The following is a 17,006-nucleotide window of genomic DNA, read 5'->3' as shown; positions in this document are numbered from 1 at the left end:
CTCCTCAGTAACAATCCGGCGCGGCCGCCCGGCCGCGATAGTTCCGCCGCGGCCGGCGAACCGGCCGCGGCGGGCAGCGGGTCAGAGCTGCTCTGTCTCGCGGTAGTCGTCGGCGTCGTAGTCCACCTCGGCGAAGGAGTCCACGACATGCGCCGGGTCGAAGGTCGGGGCCGAGTCCTTCAGACCCAGACCCATACCGGCGAGCTTCATCTTGACCTCGTCGATGCTCTTCTGCCCGAAATTCCTTATATCGAGCAGGTCGGCCTCGGTGCGCCCGATCAGCTCACCAACCGTGTTGATGCCCTCGCGCTTGAGGCAGTTGTACGACCGGACCGTCAGGTCCAGCTCCTCGATCGGCAGGGCGAGGTCGGCGGCCAGCTGGGCGTCCTGCGGCGACGGGCCGATGTCGATACCCTCGGCGGTCTCGTCCAGCTCGCGGCACAGGCCGAACAGCTCGACCAGGGTCGAGCCGGCCGAGGCCAACGCGGTACGCGGGCTGATCGCAGGCTTCGACTCGACGTCGATGATCAGACGGTCGAAGTCGGTGCGCTGCTCGACACGGGTCGCCTCGACGCGGTACGTCACCTTCAGCACCGGCGAGTAGATCGAGTCGACCGGGATCCGGCCGATCTCCTGGCCGGGCGTCTTGTTCTGCGACGCCGAGACGTAGCCGCGGCCACGCTCGACGGTCAGCTCCATGTCCAGCCGGCCCTTGCCGTTCAGCGTCGCGAGCTTCAGGTCGGGGTTGTGCACCGAGACGCCGGCCGGGGGCTGGATGTCGCCCGCGGTGACGTCGCCGGGGCCCTGCTTGCGCAGGTACATCGAGACCGGCTCGTCATGCTCGGAGCTGACGACCAGCTCCTTGACGTTCATGACCAGCTCGACCACATCCTCCTTGACACCGGGGATGGTGGTGAACTCGTGCAGCACGCCGTCGATCTTGATCGAGGTCACGGCCGCGCCCGGGATGGACGACAGCAGGGTACGCCGCAGCGAGTTGCCGAGGGTGTACCCGAAGCCGGGCTCGAGCGGTTCGATGGTGAACTTGGAACGGACGTCGCTGAGCTGCTCTTCCGAGAGGCTCGGCCGCTGAGAGATGAGCACTTGCTTTTCCTCCAGTACGTCAGGCGCCCGCTATATGACGCCAACGTTTTTTGTGGGGGGCGGACGCCCCCCACAAACACTTACTTCGAGTAGAGCTCGACGATGAGCTGTTCCTGGACCTGCGTGTCGATGACCTGACGGGCCGGCAGCGAGTGGACCAGAATCTTCATCTCGCTCGGGATCGCCTCCAGCCAGGCCGGCACGGTCCGGCTCCCGGCCTGCGCGTTCGCGACCACGAACGGCGTCATCTCACGCGACTTCTCGCGCACCGAAACGATGTCGTGCTCACGAACCCGGTAGGACGGGACGTTGACCTTCTTGCCGTTGACCAGGATGTGGCCGTGCGTGACCAACTGACGGGCCATGTCGCGCGAGTGCGCGTACCCGGCCCGGTAGACCACGTTGTCCAGCCGCGACTCGAGGATCTGCAGCAGCACCTCACCGGTCTTACCCGGCTTGCGCACCGCCTCCTCGTAGTACCCGCGGAACTGCTTCTCCAGGATGCCGTAGATGCGGCGGGCCTTCTGCTTCTCACGAAGCTGAAGCAGGTACTCGGTCTCCTTCGGCCGACCGCGACCGTGCTGGCCGGGCGGGAAGGGGCGCGACTCGAACGGGCACTTCGGCCCTTCGCACTTGCTGCCCTTGAGGAACAGCTTCATCTTCTCGCGGCGGCACCGACGGCAGTCGGCTCCTGTGTAACGTGCCATCTATCTATCTCCTCAGACCCTTAGACCCGGCGACGCTTCGGCGGACGGCACCCGTTGTGCGGCTGGGGCGTGACGTCGGAGATCTGACCGACCTCGAGGCCGACGGCCTGCAGCGAACGGATAGCGGTCTCTCGGCCCGAGCCCGGGCCCTTCACGAAGACGTCGACCTTGCGCATCCCGTGCTCCATCGCGCGACGCGCGGCGGCCTCGGCGGCCAACTGCGCGGCGAACGGGGTCGACTTGCGCGAGCCCTTGAAGCCCACCTGGCCGGAGGAGGCCCAGGAGATCACCGCACCGGTCGGGTCGGTGATGGAGACGATCGTGTTGTTGAACGTGCTCTTGATGTGCGCCTGGCCGTGCGCGACATTCTTGCGTTCCTTGCGCCGGACCTTCTTGACTGCGGCCGAGCCGGCGCGTGCCTTGGGTGGCATGTGTCTATGCGCTCCTAAGTCTTTTTACTTCTTGCCCGGCTTCTTCTTACCGGCGACGGTGCGCTTGGGACCCTTGCGGGTACGCGCGTTGGTGCGAGTGCGCTGACCGCGCACCGGCAGGCCGCGACGGTGACGGATACCGGCGTAGCAGCCGATCTCCACCTTGCGCCGAATGTCGGCGGCGACCTCGCGGCGCAGATCACCCTCGACCCGGAAGTTGCCTTCGATGTAGTCACGCAGCAGGACGACCTCTTCGTCGGTCAGGTCCTTCGCGCGCTTGTCCGGGCTGATACCGGTTGCGGAGAGCGCCTCGACGGCGCGGGTACGGCCAATGCCGAAAATGTAGGTGAGCGCGATCTCCATCCGCTTCTCGCGGGGGAGATCGACGCCGGCTAGACGTGCCATGTGCGGGCGTGCTCCTCATGGTTCATCGGAGGTCTGTGCCCGCCCCACCCCGCCTGCCCGGGCGGGCCCCGGCCTCCGACCGGGGGTTAGCCACGAAGCGCCGAACCCTATCGGCGGCGCGTGCTCGCGGCTGGGACGAGCCTGTATTCAGCTAGCTAGGTGCCGGGGGTAAGTGACCACTCTGGTCCGCTCGCTTCGCGCGGCGGCCCAGCGCAGGTCATCAGCCCTGGCGCTGCTTGTGGCGCGGGTCAGCGCAGATGATCATGACCCGGCCGTGCCGGCGGATGACGCGGCACTTGTTGCAGATCTTCTTAACGCTCGGCTTGACCTTCACGGTATGTGCCCTTGCTTCCCGTCCCTTCCACACCAGGCACAGAAGCGCCCGGCCCGGAAGGGGAACCGACCATTATTCGACCAGTCCGACCCGCGGGTACACCCCGCGGTACCGACCGGTCGTCGAGCTCTTGTCTCGGCACGTCGTCACCGGACCACAGCGGCCCTGAACAACGGTCGGCCCGACCGTCAGCTCACTTGTAGCGATAGACGATGCGCCCGCGGGTCAGGTCGTACGGCGAAAGCTCGACGACGACCCTGTCCTCGGGCAGGATGCGGATGTAGTGCTGACGCATCTTGCCGCTAATGTGGGCCAAGACCTTGTGGCCGTTGGCGAGCTCCACCCTGAACATTGCGTTCGGGAGTGGCTCGATCACCCGGCCCTCGATCTCGATGGCCCCGTCCTTCTTCGGCATGTCCTCCGCTACCTGACGTCGGGACTGGTTGGCTGGCCCACATCGCCCTTCACGGGTAACCGAGGTACCCATGCCAGCCGCGGAATCTGGCCGCCCGCCGAAGCGCGGGGCAGGCATGCCAGAAGGGACGCTGCGCGCCAGTGTGCCAGTCTACGCGCGGCATGTCCTCTACGGCAAACCGGGGTTCCGCGCACCCGCGGTCGGGCGTGTCTACACCGCCGCCGTGATAGCGGCGTCAGTATCCCCGCCGCTCCCCACGCCGCAGGTCGCGCTCCTGGCGCCTGGCCGCCTTGCGGCCCGACTTGCTCTGGCCGCCCCCACCGAACATCAGCCCGTTGACGGTGCCAGCGAGCAGAACCGCTCCCCAGGGGCCCATGACCCACTTCGGCCAGTAGTAACCGGCTCGAGTGAGCAATCAGACCACGTTGACGATGATCGAGACGGTCAGCCAGCCGCTCCATGCCGCGAAGATCCACTGCGGGAACCCGCGGCGTTCCCGGGTCTCGGGCGCCGTCGGTGGCTTACGCGCGGTGGGATCCGCCGGTGGCGGAGGTACGAGCTGAGCCCGCTCCGGACCGGGCAGGTCACGCATACCCGGCGGGCAGCAGGTCATGCCTGCTTGGCGGGCTCCGTCCGGGCCATCTCCGCGGCCAACTCCCCCAGCCGCTCCCGGCCACCGTCTGCGGCGGTGAGCACCCACACGCCGTCCTCGCAGAGGGCGATCGAGTGCTCCACGTGCACCGCCGGCGAGCCGTCCGCGGTGACCACGGTCCACCCGTCCTCGAGTTCGACGGTCCGCGACCGGCCGAGGGTGAGCATCGGCTCGATCGCGATGCACAGGCCCGCCTGCAGGAGCGGGCCCTTACCCGGCCGGCCGTAGTTGAGCACGAACGGGTCCTGGTGCATCTGGGTGCCGATGCCGTGTCCGCCGTACCCCTCGACGATGCCGTACCGGCCGGCCTTCCGGACACTTGACTGGATCGCGTGGGAGATGTCAGTCAGGCGACCCCGGCCGGACCGGAGTCCACGCGCCGCCTCCGCGATGCCGGCCCACATGGCGTCCTCGGCGACCTGCGCCATCCGCAGCACGTCCCGGCGGGCCTCGCCGACGCCGACGGTGATCGCCGAGTCACCGTGCCAGCCGTCCACGATCGCTCCGCAGTCGATCGAGATGACGTCGCCCTCGCGCAGAACCGCTTTCGCGCTCGGGATGGCGTGCACGATCTCATTGTTGACCGAGGTGCAGATCGACGCCGGGTAGCCGTGGTAACCGAGGAACGACGGAATCCCGCCGCCCGATCGGATCGACTCCTCGGCGATCGCGTCAAGATCCGCCGTCGACACCCCCGGCGCCACGGCGTCCCGGAGCTTCTCCAACGTGGCGGCCACGAGCAGACCCGCCGCGCGCATCTTGCGAATCTGCTCCGGCGTCTTGTACTCGATGTCCCAGTGCCGTTCGGCCATCACTTATCCACCGTACGAGCGCAGGGCGTCGATCGCCCGGAGCGTCACATCTTCGACGGGGCCGGTCGCGTCGATGCCCACCAGCTTGCCCTGGGCACCGTAGTAGTCGACCAGCGGCGCGGTCTTGGACGAGTACTCCACCAGCCGATTCGCAATCGTCTCGGCCTTGTCGTCGTCACGCTGGAACAGTTCCGAGCCGCACCGGTCGCAGATGCCCTCACGCGAGGTGGAATCGAACTCGATGTGCCAGATCTTGCCGCAGCCCCGGCAGGTGCGCCGGCCGGACAGCCGCCGGATGACCTCGTCGTCGTCGACCACGAGTTCGAGCACCAGGTCCAGCGAGCTGCCCATGTCGACCAGCAGCTTGTCGAGCGCGGCCGCCTGCGGCACCGTCCGCGGGAAGCCGTCGAGCAGGAAGCCGTCAGCGGCGTCCGCCTCGGCGAGCCGGTCGCGGACCATGTTGATGGTCACCTCGTCCGGCACCAACTGGCCCGCGTCCATGTAGCGCTTGGCCTCCACGCCGAGCGGGGTGCCCTGCGAGACGTTGGCCCGGAAGATGTCACCGGTCGAGATCTTGGGCACGGCGAGATGTGCTGCGATGAACTCGGCCTGGGTCCCCTTGCCCGCCCCCGGAGGACCGACCAGCACCAACCTCACGCGTATGCCCCCGACTCGTACAGGGTGGCCGACCCGGTCACCTGAGGAATCCTTCGTAATTGCGCTGCATCAGCTGGCTCTCGATCTGCTTTACCGTTTCTAGACCGACACCAACCATGATCAGCACCGCTGTGCCGCCGAACGGGAAGTTTTGCAGATTACCCCCGACGAACCCGATGAACAGGTTCGGCAGGACTGCGATGATCCCGAGGTAGATCGCACCTGGCAGCGTGATGCGGCTCAGAATGAAGTCCAGATACTCGGCGGTCGGCTTACCCGGGCGGATGCCCGGTACGAACCCGCCGTACTTCTTCATGTTGTCGGCCACCTCAGTCGGGTTGAAGGTGATCGACACGTAGAAGTACGTGAAGAAGATGATCAGCAAGAAGTAGGTGCCGACATAGTACGGCCCGTTCATCGCGCCCTGCTGCACGAAGTGCCTGTCGATCCAGACCAGCACGCTGTTGTTCGTCGCCTTCTCCCCCATCAGCTGGATGATCAGCTGCGGCAGGTACAGCAACGACGAGGCGAAGATGACCGGGATGACACCCGCCTGGTTCACCTTGAGCGGGATGTAGGTCGAGGTCCCGCCGTACATGCGGCGACCGATCATCCGCTTGGCGTACTGGACCGGCACCCGGCGCTGCGCCTGCTCGAGGAAGACCACGAACGCGATGACGATGACGCCGATGGCGAGCACCGCGAAGAACTTGTACGGGCTGTTCTGCCAGATCTGGCGCCCCTCGGCGGGCAGGCGGGCCGCGATCGACGTGAAGATCAGGACCGACATGCCGTTGCCGATACCGCGGTCGGTGATCAGCTCACCGAGCCACATGACAACGCCGGTGCCCGCCGTCATCGTGACCACCAGAGCGCCGACGGTCACCCACATCGGCAGGCTGGTGCTGGGGACGATCGGGTACTCGGGGCACTGGTTGTTGAACAGCTGACCGGAGCGGGCCAGCGCCACAAACGCCGAGGACTGCAGGATCGCCAGGCCGAGGGTGAGATAGCGGGTGTACTGGGTGATCTTCGCCTGGCCCGCCTGGCCTTCCTTGCGGAGCTGCTCCAACCGCGGAATGACCACGGTGAGCAGCTGCAGGATGATGCTGGCGGTGATGTACGGCATGATTCCGAGCGCGAAGACCGACAGCTGAAGCAGCGCCCCGCCGGAGAACAGGTCCAGCAGCATGAAGACGCCCGTGGTGTCACTGGCGTGGACCCGCTCGATGCACTTCTGGACGTTCGTGTACGACACGCCCGGGCTGGGCATCGTGGCGCCCAGCCGGTAGACCGCGACCATCGCGACCGTGAACAAGAGCTTCTTGCGCAGGTCAGGCGTCTTGAACGCACTGATGAAGGGGGATGACACGGCTTCCTCCTGCGCCAAAAGCGGCCCGCCGGTTGGCGGATTCAGGTTCCCGCGCGGCTTTGCCGCGTGAGATCGGTCGGATGAGTACGAGTGATGGTTCGGAACGGACTCTAACAGCCCCCGTGCGTGGCATCACGCCCGCGCGGCCTACACCTATCGCCAAGCGACGATCTCCGACCACGGAGCCGGAGCACCGTGATCGGAGATCGCGCATGACAGTCGATGGACGACATGGCCGGAGCGGTCCGTCAGGACTCCTCGCCGACCACGCGGGCCGAGCCACCAGCGGCCGCGATCTTCTCGCGGGCCGAGGCGCTGAACGCGTGGGCGGTGATGTCCAGCCGGACACCGCCCAGGTCACCCGTGCCGAGCACCTTCACCAGCTGGCCCTTGCGGACCGCACCGGCGCTGGCAAGCTCGACCGGGCCGACCTGGCCGCCCTGCGGGAACAGCTCCGCGAGGCGGTCCAGGTTGACGACCTGGAACTCGACCTTGAACTTGTTCTTGAAGCCCTTCAGCTTCGGCAGCCGCATGTGCAGCGGCATCTGCCCACCCTCGAACCAAGCGGGGATGTTGCCACGGGCCTTGCTGCCCTTGGTACCGCGGCCAGCGGACTTGCCCTTGGAGCCCTCACCGCGACCCACGCGGGTCTTCGCGGTCTTGGCGCCCGGAGCCGGCCGCAGGTCATGAACCTTGATCGTCATTGGATTACTCGACCTCCTCGACCCGGACGAGGTGCGTCACCGTCTGGATCATGCCCCGGATCTCGGGGCGGTCTTCCTTGACGACCGCGTCGCGGATCCGCTTCAGGCCGAGCGAACGCAGCGTGTCCCGCTGGTTCTGCTTCGACCCGATCTCGGAACGTACCTGGGTCACCTTGAGGCGTGCCACTTATGCCCCCGTCCCGGCACGAGCCGCGAGCATCGCGGCCGGCGCCACATCCTCGACCGGCAAACCACGACGGGTGGCCACCGCCTCCGGCGACTCGAGCCGCTTCAGGGCGTTCACGGTCGCGTGCACGATGTTGATCGCGTTCGACGAGCCGAGGCTCTTCGACAGCACGTCGTGGATGCCGGCGCACTCCAGGACGGCACGCACCGGACCACCGGCGATGACGCCCGTTCCGGCACTGGCCGGCTTGAGCAGCACGACCCCGGCAGCGTCCTCGCCCTGCACCGGGTGCGGAATGGAGGCGGCGATCCGCGGCACCTTGAAGAAGTGCTTCTTGGCCTCCTCGACACCCTTGGCGATCGCCGCGGGCACCTCCTTGGCCTTGCCGTAGCCGACGCCCACGGTGCCGTCGCCGTCGCCCACCACGACCAGCGCGGTGAAGCTGAACCGACGACCGCCCTTGACGACCTTGGCTACCCGGTTGATCGCGACTACCCGCTCGAGGTGGGGAGTCTTCTCGGCCGGCGCTCCGCCCCGGCCACCGCCCTCACGGCGGTTATCGCGACGGCCGCCACCTTCGGTGCTACCGGACCCGCCGCCCCTGCGCTGTTGACCTGGCATTAGGGGTTCCTTCCTAGAACTCGAGTCCGGCTTCGCGGGCGGCGTCAGCCAGCGCGGCGATGCGCCCCGCGTACTGGTTGCCACCACGGTCGAAGACGACCTTGCTGACACCCGCGGCCTTCGCACGCTCGGCCAGCAGGGCGCCAACCTTGGCTGCCTGGGCGCGCTTGTCGCCCTCGGCGCCACGGACAGCGGCGTCCAGCGTAGAAGCCGAGACCAGCGTGTGGCCCGTGGTGTCGTCCACCACCTGAGCGGTGATGTTCCGCAGCGACCGGGTGACCACCAGGCGAGGACGCTCCGGCGTGCCGGTGAGCCGCTTGCGGATACGGAAGTGCCGGCGTGCGCGTCCAACGCGACGCGCCGCGGCGATCCCGCCGGCGTTGCGGCGCTTTTGCAGCGTGGCCGTCACTTCTTACCTGCCTTTCCAGCCTTGCGGCGGATGACCTCGCCCTGGTACTTGACGCCCTTGCCCTTGTAGGGCTCCGGCGGCCGGATCTTGCGGATGTTGGCGGCGACCTCGCCCACCAACTGCTTGTCGATGCCGGCAACGTGGAACAGCGTCGGCCGCTCCACCGTGAAGGTGATTCCGGTCGGCGGCGTGACCGTCACCGGGTGCGAGAAGCCGAGGGCGAACTCGAGGTCCGAACCCTTGGCCTGCACGCGGTAACCGGTGCCGGCGATTTCCAGGCTCTTACGGTAACCCTCAGTAACACCGACGACCATGTTGGCGATCAGGGTGCGGGACAGTCCGTGCAGTTCCTTGGCCCGACGCTCGTCGTTGGGCCGGGTCACGTACAGCTGGCCGTCTTCGCCCCGCTCGGCCGTGATCGGCTCGGCGAGAGTGTGCGAGAGCTGCCCCTTCGGCCCCTTGACCGTGATGGTCTGGCCGTCGATGGCGACATCGACGCCGGCGGGCACCGTAATTGGCTTACGTCCGATTCGCGACATTGCAGATCTTCCTCACCAGACGTAGGCGAGGACTTCCCCGCCCACCCCTCGCTTGCGGGCCTGCCGGTCAGTGAGCAGTCCCTGGGACGTCGAGATCACGGCCACGCCGAGACCACCGAGTACGCGCGGCAGCTCAGGCGCCTTCGCGTACACCCGGAGGCCGGGCTTGGAAACGCGCCGGATACCGGCGAGGCTGCGCTCGCGGTTCGGGCCGTACTTGAGCTCCACGATCAGGGTCTTGCCGACAGCGCCCTCTTCGGGCTCCTGCACGGACCAGGAGGAGACGTAGCCCTCCGCCTTGAGGACCTCGGCGACGTTCGCCTTGATCTTCGAGTAGGGCATCGCCACCCGGTCGTGGTACGCCTGGTTGGCGTTACGCAGACGCGTCAACATGTCTGCGATCGGGTCGGTCATGGTCATGGGTATTCGTCAGCCTTTCTCACCGCGGTTCCCGCACGAATTGGTCTGCGGGCCTACGGCGAAGCGGGAAGCTTGCGCTTGAGTTACCAGGAAGCCTTGGACACGCCGGGCAACTCGCCCCGGTGCGCCATCTCGCGGATGCAAACCCGGCACAGGCCGAACTTGCGGTAAACCGCCTTCGGCCGGCCACACCGCTGGCAGCGGGTGTAGGCACGCACCGAGAACTTCGGCTTGCGCGCCGCCTTGAGGATCAGCGCCTTCTTCGCCATGGGTCAGCTCTCCTTGAACGGGAAGCCCAGCAGCTTGAGCAGCGCTCGGCCCTCGTCGTCCGTCGTCGCGGTGGTCACGATGGTGATGTCCATGCCCCGCGGCCGATCGATCCGGTCCTGGTCGATCTCGTGGAACACCGACTGCTCGGTGAGCCCGAACGTGTAGTTGCCGTGGCCGTCGAGCTTGCGCCCGTCCAGACCGCGGAAGTCACGGATACGCGGCAGCGCGATCGACAGCAGCCGGTCCAGGAACTCCCACATCCGGTCGCCGCGCAGCGTCACCTTCGCGCCGATCGGCATGCCCTCACGCAGCTTGAACTGCGCGATGGACTTGGTGGCCCGGCGCACCTGCGGCTTCTGGCCGGTGATCGTGGCGAGGTCACGGACCGCGCCGTCGATCAGCTTGGCGTCGCGAGCCGCCTCACCGACACCCATGTTCACCACGATCTTGACCAGACCGGGGATCTGCATCGGGTTGGCGTAGCCGAACTGCTCGCGCAGCTGGGCCGCGATCTCCGCGCGGTACCGCTGCTTCAGACGCGGCATGGTCTTCTCAGGAGTCGCAGTCGTCATCACAGGTCCTTACCGTTGCTGCGCGCGACACGAATCTTCTGGCCACTGTCGTCCACCCGGTAACCGACCCGGGTCGGCTTGCCGTCGGAGTCAAGCACCTGCACGTTCGACACGTGGATCGGCGCTTCCTGGGTGACGATGCCGCCGGTCTTCGCGCCACGCTGAGTGGTGCTCACTCGCGTGTGCTTCTTGACCCGGTTAACGCCCTCGACCAGGACCTTGTCGAGCTTCGGGTAAGCCGCGATGACCTTACCCTTGGCTCCCTTGTCCTTGCCGGCGATGACGAGAACCGTGTCGCCCTTCTTTACCTTCACGGTCTACAACACCTCCGGGGCGAGAGAGATGATCTTCATGAACCGCTTGTCGCGCAGTTCACGCCCGACGGGGCCGAAGATACGGGTACCGCGCGGGTCACCGCCGTCCTTAATGATCACGGCGGCGTTCTCGTCGAACTTGATGTACGAACCGTCGGGCCGCCGCCGCTCCTTGGCGGTCCGGACCACGACGGCCTTGACCACGTCGCCCTTCTTCACGCCGGCGCCCGGGATCGCGTCCTTCACGGTGGCGACAATGACGTCGCCGATGCCTGCGTAGCGCCGACCGGAGCCACCGAGTACGCGGATGCACAGAATCTCCCGGGCACCCGTGTTGTCGGCGACGCGCAGTCGCGACTCCTGCTGGATCACGTCAACTCCTGTATGTCTGCCGGTTCTTCGGAGACGTGCCCCGAAGCCTGGCGGAACTCAACGCCTGTGGGCGCTTACTTGGCCTTCTCGAGGATCTCCACGACCCGCCAGCGCTTGGTGGCGGACAGCGGCCGGGTCTCCATCAGCAGCACCCGGTCGCCGATGCCGCACGAGTTCTGCTCGTCGTGCGCCTGCAGCTTATTGGTGCGCCGCATGACCTTGCCGTAGAGCGGGTGCTTGACCCGATCCTCCACGGCGACGACCACGGTCTTGTCCATCTTGTCGCTGACGACGAGGCCCTCACGGACCTTGCGCCGGCCGCGCTCTTCCACGCTCTCACTCATGACGCCACCTCAACCGGCGCGGCCGAGAGACCCAGCTCGCGCTCACGCATGATCGTGTAAACCCGGGCGATCTCGCGCCGGATGACCTGCAGTCGGCCCTGGCTCTCCAACTGGCCGGTAGCCGCCTGCACCCGCAGGTTGAACAGCTCGGCCTTAGCCTCCCGCAGCCGCGTGGTCAGCTCCTCGTCGGAGAGTTCACGCAGCTCAGTGGCCTTGGTGCCCGCTGCCATCAGCCCTCAGCCCCTTCACGTGTGACGATGCGGCACTTCATGGGAAGCTTGTGGATCGCGCGACGCATCGCCTCTCGCGCAATCGCCTCGTTCGGGAACGACATCTCAAACAGGATCCGGCCCGGCTTCACGTTCGCGACCCACCACTCGGGCGAGCCCTTACCGGAACCCATCCGCGTCTCGGCCGGCTTCTTGGTGATCGCCTGGTCCGGGAACACGGTGATCCAGACCTTGCCACCACGCTTGATGTGGCGGGTCATGGCGATACGGGCCGACTCGATCTGGCGGTTGGTCACGTACGCCGGCTCGAGAGCCTGAATGCCGAACTCACCGAAGCTCACCCGGGTGCCGCCCTTCGCCGCACCGCTACGGTCCGGGTGGTGCGGCTTGCGGAAGCCCTTCGGGGGCTTACGCGGCATCAGCATTGATCAGCCCTCCTGCTGCGTTGCTGCCGGCGCGGCCTGCTCAGCCGGTGCCGCCACGTTGCTCTGAGCTGCCTGTGCGGCAGCAGCCGCACGACCAGCCTCGGTGCCACCGGCGGTCGTACCCGACGAGCCGGAACGGCCGCGACGCGGGCGCTCGGGACGGTCGCCACGGTCACGGCGACCCCGGGTCGGAGCCTGCTCGGCCGGGGCCTCGCGGCCCGGCACGGCGTCACCCTTGTAGATCCAAACCTTCACGCCGATCCGGCCGAAGGTGGTACGGGCCTCAAAGAAGCCGTACTCGATGTTGGCCCGCAGCGTGTGCAGGGGAACCCGACCCTCGCGGTAGAACTCGGTCCGGCTCATCTCGGCGCCGCCGAGGCGACCCGAAACCTGCACCCGGATACCGCGTACCAGCGGGTTCTTCATCGCCGACTGCATCGCCTTGCGCATCGCACGGCGGAAGCTGACCCGGCTGGACAGCTGCTCAGCGACGCCCTGCGCCACCAGCTGAGCATCCGACTCGGGGTTCTTCACCTCGATGATGTTCAGCTGCACCTGCTTGCCGGTGAGCTTCTCCAGCTCCCCGCGGATGCGGTCGGCCTCGGCACCCTTACGTCCGATGACGATGCCGGGGCGGGCGGTGTGGATGTCCACACGGACCCGGTCCCGGGTGCGCTCGATGTCGACCTTGGCGATTCCAGCGCGCTCCAGGCCCTTGGACATCATCCGGCGGATCTTGACGTCCTCCGCGATGTAGTCCTTGTAGAGCTTGTCCGCGTACCAGCGGGACTTCCAGTCGGTGCTGATGCCGAGCCGGAACCCGTGCGGGTGGACTTTCTGACCCATTACTCGGTCTCCTCCTCGGCTGCTGCCTTAGCCGCCGGCTGCGCCTTCTTGGTCGCCTTGGCCGGAGCCGCCTTCGCGGCGGCCTTGGTCGCCTTAGCCGGGCCGCCACGCTGCTGCGCCGGCGGAACGCTCTCGACCGCGATCGTGATGTGGCACGTGCGCTTGCGGATCCGGTACGCCCGGCCCTGCGCCCGCGGCCGGAACCGCTTGAGCGTCGGGCCCTCGTCGACGAACGCCTCGCTCACGAGCAGCGAGTCAGGGTCGAGCCGCTCGTTGTTCTCGGCGTTGGCGATCGCGCTCGCCAGCACCTTGTACACCGGCTCGCTGGCCGACTGCGGCGCGAACTGCAGCACCGTGAGAGCCTCCTTCGCGGGCAGGCCGCGAACGAGGTTGACCACACGGCGCGCCTTCATCGGCGATACGCGTACGTATCGCGCAACGGCTCGGGCGCCCGGAAGCGCCGGAGCTGCCTTGCTTGGCATCGCTGTTGTCTCCTGTCGTTCCTTCGACCCGCCTAGCGGCGGCGGCTCTTTCGGTCTTCCTTTTCGTGCCCCTTGAACGTACGCGTCAGGGCAAACTCGCCGAGCTTGTGCCCGACCATCGCCTCCGTCACGAACACCGGCACATGCTTACGTCCGTCGTGCACGGCGATGGTGTGGCCGAGCATCTCCGGAGTGATCGTGGAACGCCGCGACCACGTCTTGATGACGTTCTTGGAGTTCTTCTCGTTCTGCGCTTCCACCTTCTTGATCAGGTGGTCGTCGACGAACGGGCCCTTCTTAAGGCTGCGTGGCATCTTCTATCGCTCCTTAGCCGCGCTTCCGAGTGGCGTAGCGCCGGCGGACGATGAGGCGGTCGCTGGGCTGGCCCTTCCGGCGGGTACGGCCCTCGGGCTTACCCTGCGGGTTAACCGGGTGGCGACCACCGGAGGTCTTACCCTCACCACCACCGTGTGGGTGGTCGACCGGGTTCATGGCCACACCACGGACGGTCGGGCGCTTGCCCTTCCACCGCATCCGGCCGGCCTTGCCCCAGTTGATGTTCGACTGCTCGGCGTTGCCGATCTCGCCCACCGTGGCGCGGCAGAACACCGAGACACGGCGGATCTCACCCGACGGCATACGCAGCGTCGCGTAGTCGCCCTCGCGGCCAAGCAGCTGGATGCCCACGCCGGCCGAGCGAGCCAGCTTGGCCCCGCCGCCCGGGCGCAGCTCCACCGCGTGGATCGTGGTACCGACCGGGATGTTGCGCAGCGGCAGGTTGTTGCCCGGCCGGATGTCAGCACCCGGGCCGGATTCGACGCGGTCGCCCTGGCCCAGCCCCTGCGGCGCGATGATGTAGCGCTTCTCGCCGTCGAGGTAGTGCAGCAGCGCGATGCGCGCGGTGCGGTTGGGGTCGTACTCGATGTGCGCGACCTTCGCCGGCACGCCGTCCTTGTCGACCCGCTTGAAGTCGATCAGACGGTACTGCCGCTTGTGGCCGCCACCCTGGTGACGAGCGGTGACCTTGCCGTGGGCGTTACGACCACCCTTGTTCGTCAGCGGGCGCAGCAGCGACTTCTCCGGCTCCGTCCGAGTCACCTCGGCGAAGTCGGCCACGCTGGCGCCGCGACGACCGGGCGTCGTGGGCCTGTACTTGCGGATACCCATTGTCTTTTACCCCTCAGCTGACCGGGCCGCCGAAGGCCTCAATCCGGTCACCGTCGGCGAGCTTGATCATCGCCCGCTTCGTGTCCTTGCGCTTCCCCCAGCCGGTGCGGGTGCGCTTGCGCTTGCCCTCGCGGTTGAGCGTGTTCACCGACAGGACGTGAACATTGAAGATCTGCTGAATCGCGATCTTGATTTCAGTCTTGTTCGCGTCCGGGTGTACCAGGAACGTGTACCAGTTCCGGTTGAGTTCGCCGTAGCTCTTCTCCGAGACCACGGGAGCGATGATCACATCCCGCGGGTCAGCGACAGTGCTCACTGCTCGGCCCCCTTCTTGCCATTACCCGCCACCGCGAGGAACTCGTCCAGCGCGTCCGCGGTGAAGACGACCTGGTCGGAGACCAGCACGTCGTACGTGTTGAGCTGGTCGGCAGCGAGCAGATGCACCCGCGGCTCGTTGCGCAGGCTCAGCCAGTTGGTCTCGTCCGCGCGACCGAGCACGACCAGCACCCGGCCGGTCTCGGCGACCGACTTCAGCACGCGCAGCGCGTCCTTGGTCTTCGGCGCGTCACCCTCGACGAACGTCGAGACGACCGACACCCGACCGTCACGCGCCCGGTCCGACAGGGCACCGCGCAGCGCGGCGGCCTTCATCTTCTTCGGGGTCCGCTGGCTGTAGTCGCGCGGCACCGGGCCGTGCACGACGCCACCGCCGGTGAACTGCGGCGCGCGGATCGAGCCCTGACGGGCACGACCGGTGCCCTTCTGCTTGTACGGCTTCTTGCCGCCGCCGGCGACCTCGCCACGGGTCTTCACCTTGTGCGTGCCCTGGCGCGCGGCCGCCAGCTGAGCGACCACAACCTGGTGCATCAGCGGGACGTTGGCCTGCGCGTCGAAGATCGCGGCGGGCAGCTCGACGGAGCCCGAGGCGTTGCCGTCAACGCCGATCACGTCAACCGTGCTCACTTGGCAGCACCGCCCTTCTTGGACTGGCCCTTCGCCGCGGTGCGCAGCAGGATCAGGGCGCCCGCGGGGCCGGGAACGGCGCCGCGAACCAGAATCACGTTGTTCTCCGGGTCGACCGCCTGCACGGTCAGGTTCTGCACGGTGTAGCGGACACCACCCATGCGACCGGCCATCCGCACGCCCTTGAAGACACGGCCCGGCGTGGCACAGCCGCCGATCGAGCCGGGCGAGCGGTGCTTGCGCTCGACACCGTGACCGGCGCCCAGACCCTTGAAGCCGTGGCGCTTCATGACACCCGCGAAGCCCTTGCCCTTGGTCCGGCCGGTCACGTCGATGACCTGGCCGGGCTCGAACGTCTCAACGGTGACCTCGTCGCCGAGTCCGTAGTCCGAGGCGTCGACCGTCCGCAACTCGACGATGTGCCGTCGCGGCGCCACGCCGGACTTGGCGTAGTGACCGGCCTTCGGCTTGTTCACCTTCCGCGGGTCGATCGCGCCGTATGCGAGCTGAACGGCGGTGTAGCCGTCCTTGTCCGCGGTGCGTACCTGGGTCACGACGTTGGGTTCGGCCTGAACCACGGTCACCGGAACAACACGGTTGTTGTCCCAGACCTGGGTCATGCCGAGCTTCGCGCCCAGAATCCCCTTGACTTGCCTGTCCATTAGTCCGGTCCCTACAGCTTGATCTCGATGTCGACGCCAGCCGGAAGGTCGAGGCGCATGAGCGAGTCGACCGTCTTGGGAGTCGGGTCGATGATGTCGATCAAACGCTTGTGCGTACGCATCTCGAAGTGCTCGCGCGAGTCCTTGTACTTGTGCGGCGAGCGGATCACGCAGTAACGGTTGATCTCGGTCGGCAACGGCACTGGGCCTGCGACCTGCGCCCCCGTACGGGTCACCGTCTCGACGATCTTGCGGGCCGAGGAGTCAACGACCTCGTGGTCATAGGCCTTGAGCCGAATGCGGATCTTCTGTCCCGCCATAGTGGCTTCTGTTCCTTCTCTTCGCGATCCTCGCCGGCTTAATCGCCAGCGCACCGACCTCTACCTGGTCTTTTCCGCCCGGTCCAATGGACGGCCCAGACCGGTTCTTCCGACCCCCGCGGTCGGGCGTGTCGCGGCCTAGGGCCAGACGCCGCCCTCGCCGGATCTACCGGATGAGAGGCATCGGATGGCCCTGGGGCGCCGCACGCCCGGCTGCGGAAGCGAGGCACCTCGCGGGATGCACTCCCGCCGGGCGCCGCGCGAGGCGGC

The 17,006-nt window shown here is 67.2% G+C and carries 32 protein-coding genes; all 32 read right to left on the bottom strand.

Annotated elements, in window-relative coordinates; translation table 11 throughout:
• Positions 1–81: 81 nt before the first annotated feature.
• Positions 82–1,104 carry a DNA-directed RNA polymerase subunit alpha gene (locus HC028_RS09780; RefSeq protein ID WP_168075518.1) on the bottom strand — a complete coding sequence of 341 codons (1,023 nt, stop codon included), beginning with the start codon at positions 1,102–1,104 and terminating at the stop codon, positions 82–84.
• Between the two features lie 80 nt (positions 1,105–1,184).
• On the bottom strand, positions 1,185–1,811 hold the full coding sequence (rpsD, locus tag HC028_RS09775; RefSeq protein ID WP_168075516.1) for a 30S ribosomal protein S4: 627 nt from the start codon (positions 1,809–1,811) through the stop codon (positions 1,185–1,187).
• 20 nt (positions 1,812–1,831) lie between these two features.
• Complete coding sequence (gene rpsK / locus HC028_RS09770; RefSeq protein WP_168075507.1) at positions 1,832–2,242, bottom strand: 30S ribosomal protein S11; 411 nt, start codon at positions 2,240–2,242, stop codon at positions 1,832–1,834.
• Between the two features lie 24 nt (positions 2,243–2,266).
• Positions 2,267–2,647 (bottom strand): 30S ribosomal protein S13, encoded by a 381-nt coding sequence (rpsM, locus tag HC028_RS09765; protein WP_168075502.1) that lies wholly within the window; start codon positions 2,645–2,647, stop codon positions 2,267–2,269.
• 220 nt (positions 2,648–2,867) lie between these two features.
• Positions 2,868–2,981, bottom strand: coding sequence for a 50S ribosomal protein L36 (gene rpmJ / locus HC028_RS09760; protein ID WP_168075495.1), 114 nt, complete (start codon positions 2,979–2,981; stop codon positions 2,868–2,870).
• A gap of 193 nt (positions 2,982–3,174) precedes the next feature.
• Complete coding sequence (gene infA, locus HC028_RS09755) at positions 3,175–3,396, bottom strand: translation initiation factor IF-1 (RefSeq protein WP_007073013.1); 222 nt, start codon at positions 3,394–3,396, stop codon at positions 3,175–3,177.
• A gap of 235 nt (positions 3,397–3,631) precedes the next feature.
• Positions 3,632–3,811: a hypothetical protein gene (locus HC028_RS09750; RefSeq protein WP_168075491.1), complete on the bottom strand. Its 180-nt coding sequence runs from the start codon at positions 3,809–3,811 to the stop codon at positions 3,632–3,634.
• Positions 3,812–3,988, bottom strand: a complete 177-nt coding sequence (locus tag HC028_RS09745) for a hypothetical protein (RefSeq protein WP_168075490.1) — start codon at positions 3,986–3,988, stop codon at positions 3,812–3,814. It abuts the gene before it with no gap.
• A gap of 17 nt (positions 3,989–4,005) precedes the next feature.
• Positions 4,006–4,860, bottom strand: a complete 855-nt coding sequence (gene map, locus HC028_RS09740) for a type I methionyl aminopeptidase (RefSeq protein WP_168075934.1) — start codon at positions 4,858–4,860, stop codon at positions 4,006–4,008.
• 3 nt (positions 4,861–4,863) lie between these two features.
• Positions 4,864–5,517 (bottom strand): adenylate kinase, encoded by a 654-nt coding sequence (locus HC028_RS09735; RefSeq protein WP_168075489.1) that lies wholly within the window; start codon positions 5,515–5,517, stop codon positions 4,864–4,866.
• A 37-nt stretch (positions 5,518–5,554) separates the two neighbouring features.
• On the bottom strand, positions 5,555–6,889 hold the full coding sequence (secY, locus tag HC028_RS09730) for a preprotein translocase subunit SecY (RefSeq protein ID WP_168075488.1): 1,335 nt from the start codon (positions 6,887–6,889) through the stop codon (positions 5,555–5,557).
• A gap of 248 nt (positions 6,890–7,137) precedes the next feature.
• Positions 7,138–7,593, bottom strand: coding sequence for a 50S ribosomal protein L15 (rplO, locus tag HC028_RS09725; RefSeq protein WP_168075487.1), 456 nt, complete (start codon positions 7,591–7,593; stop codon positions 7,138–7,140).
• A 4-nt stretch (positions 7,594–7,597) separates the two neighbouring features.
• Complete coding sequence (rpmD, locus tag HC028_RS09720) at positions 7,598–7,780, bottom strand: 50S ribosomal protein L30 (RefSeq protein WP_168075486.1); 183 nt, start codon at positions 7,778–7,780, stop codon at positions 7,598–7,600.
• Positions 7,781–8,401: a 30S ribosomal protein S5 gene (rpsE, locus tag HC028_RS09715; protein ID WP_168075485.1), complete on the bottom strand. Its 621-nt coding sequence runs from the start codon at positions 8,399–8,401 to the stop codon at positions 7,781–7,783.
• Positions 8,402–8,414: 13 nt separating this feature from the next.
• Entirely contained in the window at positions 8,415–8,810 is a 396-nt protein-coding gene (gene rplR / locus HC028_RS09710) for a 50S ribosomal protein L18 (protein WP_168075484.1), read from the bottom strand.
• Entirely contained in the window at positions 8,807–9,349 is a 543-nt protein-coding gene (gene rplF, locus HC028_RS09705; RefSeq protein WP_168075482.1) for a 50S ribosomal protein L6, read from the bottom strand. Before rplF ends, rplR begins: the two co-directional genes overlap by 4 nt.
• Positions 9,350–9,361: 12 nt before the next feature.
• Complete coding sequence (gene rpsH / locus HC028_RS09700; protein WP_168075480.1) at positions 9,362–9,769, bottom strand: 30S ribosomal protein S8; 408 nt, start codon at positions 9,767–9,769, stop codon at positions 9,362–9,364.
• 83 nt (positions 9,770–9,852) lie between these two features.
• The gene (locus tag HC028_RS09695; RefSeq protein WP_167925044.1) at positions 9,853–10,038 is read right to left on the bottom strand and encodes a type Z 30S ribosomal protein S14; all 186 of its coding nucleotides are present in this window, start codon (positions 10,036–10,038) and stop codon (positions 9,853–9,855) included.
• A 3-nt stretch (positions 10,039–10,041) separates the two neighbouring features.
• Complete coding sequence (rplE, locus tag HC028_RS09690) at positions 10,042–10,611, bottom strand: 50S ribosomal protein L5 (RefSeq protein ID WP_168075478.1); 570 nt, start codon at positions 10,609–10,611, stop codon at positions 10,042–10,044.
• Positions 10,611–10,925 carry a 50S ribosomal protein L24 gene (gene rplX, locus HC028_RS09685; RefSeq protein WP_168075476.1) on the bottom strand — a complete coding sequence of 105 codons (315 nt, stop codon included), beginning with the start codon at positions 10,923–10,925 and terminating at the stop codon, positions 10,611–10,613. Before rplX ends, rplE begins: the two co-directional genes overlap by 1 nt.
• A gap of 3 nt (positions 10,926–10,928) precedes the next feature.
• Positions 10,929–11,297, bottom strand: coding sequence for a 50S ribosomal protein L14 (gene rplN / locus HC028_RS09680; protein WP_168075474.1), 369 nt, complete (start codon positions 11,295–11,297; stop codon positions 10,929–10,931).
• Between the two features lie 74 nt (positions 11,298–11,371).
• Positions 11,372–11,641, bottom strand: a complete 270-nt coding sequence (gene rpsQ / locus HC028_RS09675; RefSeq protein WP_168075472.1) for a 30S ribosomal protein S17 — start codon at positions 11,639–11,641, stop codon at positions 11,372–11,374.
• Complete coding sequence (gene rpmC / locus HC028_RS09670) at positions 11,638–11,871, bottom strand: 50S ribosomal protein L29 (RefSeq protein ID WP_168075460.1); 234 nt, start codon at positions 11,869–11,871, stop codon at positions 11,638–11,640. Before rpmC ends, rpsQ begins: the two co-directional genes overlap by 4 nt.
• Positions 11,871–12,296, bottom strand: a complete 426-nt coding sequence (rplP, locus tag HC028_RS09665; RefSeq protein WP_168075458.1) for a 50S ribosomal protein L16 — start codon at positions 12,294–12,296, stop codon at positions 11,871–11,873. The genes rpmC and rplP overlap by 1 nt, the downstream gene beginning before the upstream one ends.
• Positions 12,297–12,299: 3 nt before the next feature.
• Positions 12,300–13,142, bottom strand: coding sequence for a 30S ribosomal protein S3 (gene rpsC / locus HC028_RS09660; protein ID WP_168075447.1), 843 nt, complete (start codon positions 13,140–13,142; stop codon positions 12,300–12,302).
• The gene (rplV, locus tag HC028_RS09655; RefSeq protein WP_168075445.1) at positions 13,142–13,624 is read right to left on the bottom strand and encodes a 50S ribosomal protein L22; all 483 of its coding nucleotides are present in this window, start codon (positions 13,622–13,624) and stop codon (positions 13,142–13,144) included. The genes rpsC and rplV overlap by 1 nt, the downstream gene beginning before the upstream one ends.
• A 32-nt stretch (positions 13,625–13,656) precedes the next feature.
• Complete coding sequence (rpsS, locus tag HC028_RS09650) at positions 13,657–13,938, bottom strand: 30S ribosomal protein S19 (RefSeq protein WP_168075443.1); 282 nt, start codon at positions 13,936–13,938, stop codon at positions 13,657–13,659.
• Positions 13,939–13,951: 13 nt separating this feature from the next.
• A complete protein-coding gene (gene rplB, locus HC028_RS09645) occupies positions 13,952–14,791 on the bottom strand; it encodes a 50S ribosomal protein L2 (protein WP_168075441.1) in 840 nt (279 codons plus the stop codon).
• Positions 14,792–14,804: 13 nt separating this feature from the next.
• On the bottom strand, positions 14,805–15,107 hold the full coding sequence (rplW, locus tag HC028_RS09640) for a 50S ribosomal protein L23 (RefSeq protein WP_168075437.1): 303 nt from the start codon (positions 15,105–15,107) through the stop codon (positions 14,805–14,807).
• Positions 15,104–15,754 carry a 50S ribosomal protein L4 gene (rplD, locus tag HC028_RS09635; RefSeq protein WP_168075434.1) on the bottom strand — a complete coding sequence of 217 codons (651 nt, stop codon included), beginning with the start codon at positions 15,752–15,754 and terminating at the stop codon, positions 15,104–15,106. The genes rplW and rplD overlap by 4 nt, the downstream gene beginning before the upstream one ends.
• A complete protein-coding gene (gene rplC, locus HC028_RS09630; protein ID WP_168075431.1) occupies positions 15,751–16,416 on the bottom strand; it encodes a 50S ribosomal protein L3 in 666 nt (221 codons plus the stop codon). The genes rplD and rplC overlap by 4 nt, the downstream gene beginning before the upstream one ends.
• A gap of 11 nt (positions 16,417–16,427) precedes the next feature.
• Complete coding sequence (gene rpsJ, locus HC028_RS09625; protein WP_018347762.1) at positions 16,428–16,736, bottom strand: 30S ribosomal protein S10; 309 nt, start codon at positions 16,734–16,736, stop codon at positions 16,428–16,430.
• Positions 16,737–17,006 lie beyond the last annotated feature (270 nt).

Source organism: Planosporangium flavigriseum (assembly GCF_011947225.1).
Classification (GTDB): Bacteria; Actinomycetota; Actinomycetes; order Mycobacteriales; family Micromonosporaceae; genus Planosporangium; species Planosporangium flavigriseum.
The sequence above is the reverse complement of the archived record's forward strand: the minus strand, read 5'-3'. Positions and strand labels throughout refer to the sequence as shown.

What these genes read in the sequence shown, in the direction of transcription:
- rpsD (WP_168075516.1), bottom strand. Translation starts at nt 1,811, where the DNA reads ATGGCACGTTACACAGGAGCCGACTGCCGTCGGTGCCGCCGCGAGAAG.
- rpsK (WP_168075507.1), bottom strand. Translation starts at nt 2,242, where the DNA reads ATGCCACCCAAGGCACGCGCCGGCTCGGCCGCAGTCAAGAAGGTCCGG.
- rpsM (WP_168075502.1), bottom strand. Translation starts at nt 2,647, where the DNA reads ATGGCACGTCTAGCCGGCGTCGATCTCCCCCGCGAGAAGCGGATGGAG.
- infA (WP_007073013.1), bottom strand. Translation starts at nt 3,396, where the DNA reads ATGCCGAAGAAGGACGGGGCCATCGAGATCGAGGGCCGGGTGATCGAG.
- HC028_RS09745 (WP_168075490.1), bottom strand. Translation starts at nt 3,988, where the DNA reads ATGCGTGACCTGCCCGGTCCGGAGCGGGCTCAGCTCGTACCTCCGCCA.
- map (WP_168075934.1), bottom strand. Translation starts at nt 4,860, where the DNA reads ATGGCCGAACGGCACTGGGACATCGAGTACAAGACGCCGGAGCAGATT.
- rplO (WP_168075487.1), bottom strand. Translation starts at nt 7,593, where the DNA reads ATGACGATCAAGGTTCATGACCTGCGGCCGGCTCCGGGCGCCAAGACC.
- rpsE (WP_168075485.1), bottom strand. Translation starts at nt 8,401, where the DNA reads ATGCCAGGTCAACAGCGCAGGGGCGGCGGGTCCGGTAGCACCGAAGGT.
- rplF (WP_168075482.1), bottom strand. Translation starts at nt 9,349, where the DNA reads ATGTCGCGAATCGGACGTAAGCCAATTACGGTGCCCGCCGGCGTCGAT.
- rpsH (WP_168075480.1), bottom strand. Translation starts at nt 9,769, where the DNA reads ATGACCATGACCGACCCGATCGCAGACATGTTGACGCGTCTGCGTAAC.
- HC028_RS09695 (WP_167925044.1), bottom strand. Translation starts at nt 10,038, where the DNA reads ATGGCGAAGAAGGCGCTGATCCTCAAGGCGGCGCGCAAGCCGAAGTTC.
- rplE (WP_168075478.1), bottom strand. Translation starts at nt 10,611, where the DNA reads ATGACGACTGCGACTCCTGAGAAGACCATGCCGCGTCTGAAGCAGCGG.
- rpsQ (WP_168075472.1), bottom strand. Translation starts at nt 11,641, where the DNA reads ATGAGTGAGAGCGTGGAAGAGCGCGGCCGGCGCAAGGTCCGTGAGGGC.
- rpmC (WP_168075460.1), bottom strand. Translation starts at nt 11,871, where the DNA reads ATGGCAGCGGGCACCAAGGCCACTGAGCTGCGTGAACTCTCCGACGAG.
- rplP (WP_168075458.1), bottom strand. Translation starts at nt 12,296, where the DNA reads ATGCTGATGCCGCGTAAGCCCCCGAAGGGCTTCCGCAAGCCGCACCAC.
- rpsC (WP_168075447.1), bottom strand. Translation starts at nt 13,142, where the DNA reads ATGGGTCAGAAAGTCCACCCGCACGGGTTCCGGCTCGGCATCAGCACC.
- rplV (WP_168075445.1), bottom strand. Translation starts at nt 13,624, where the DNA reads ATGCCAAGCAAGGCAGCTCCGGCGCTTCCGGGCGCCCGAGCCGTTGCG.
- rpsS (WP_168075443.1), bottom strand. Translation starts at nt 13,938, where the DNA reads ATGCCACGCAGCCTTAAGAAGGGCCCGTTCGTCGACGACCACCTGATC.
- rplB (WP_168075441.1), bottom strand. Translation starts at nt 14,791, where the DNA reads ATGGGTATCCGCAAGTACAGGCCCACGACGCCCGGTCGTCGCGGCGCC.
- rplC (WP_168075431.1), bottom strand. Translation starts at nt 16,416, where the DNA reads ATGGACAGGCAAGTCAAGGGGATTCTGGGCGCGAAGCTCGGCATGACC.
- rpsJ (WP_018347762.1), bottom strand. Translation starts at nt 16,736, where the DNA reads ATGGCGGGACAGAAGATCCGCATTCGGCTCAAGGCCTATGACCACGAG.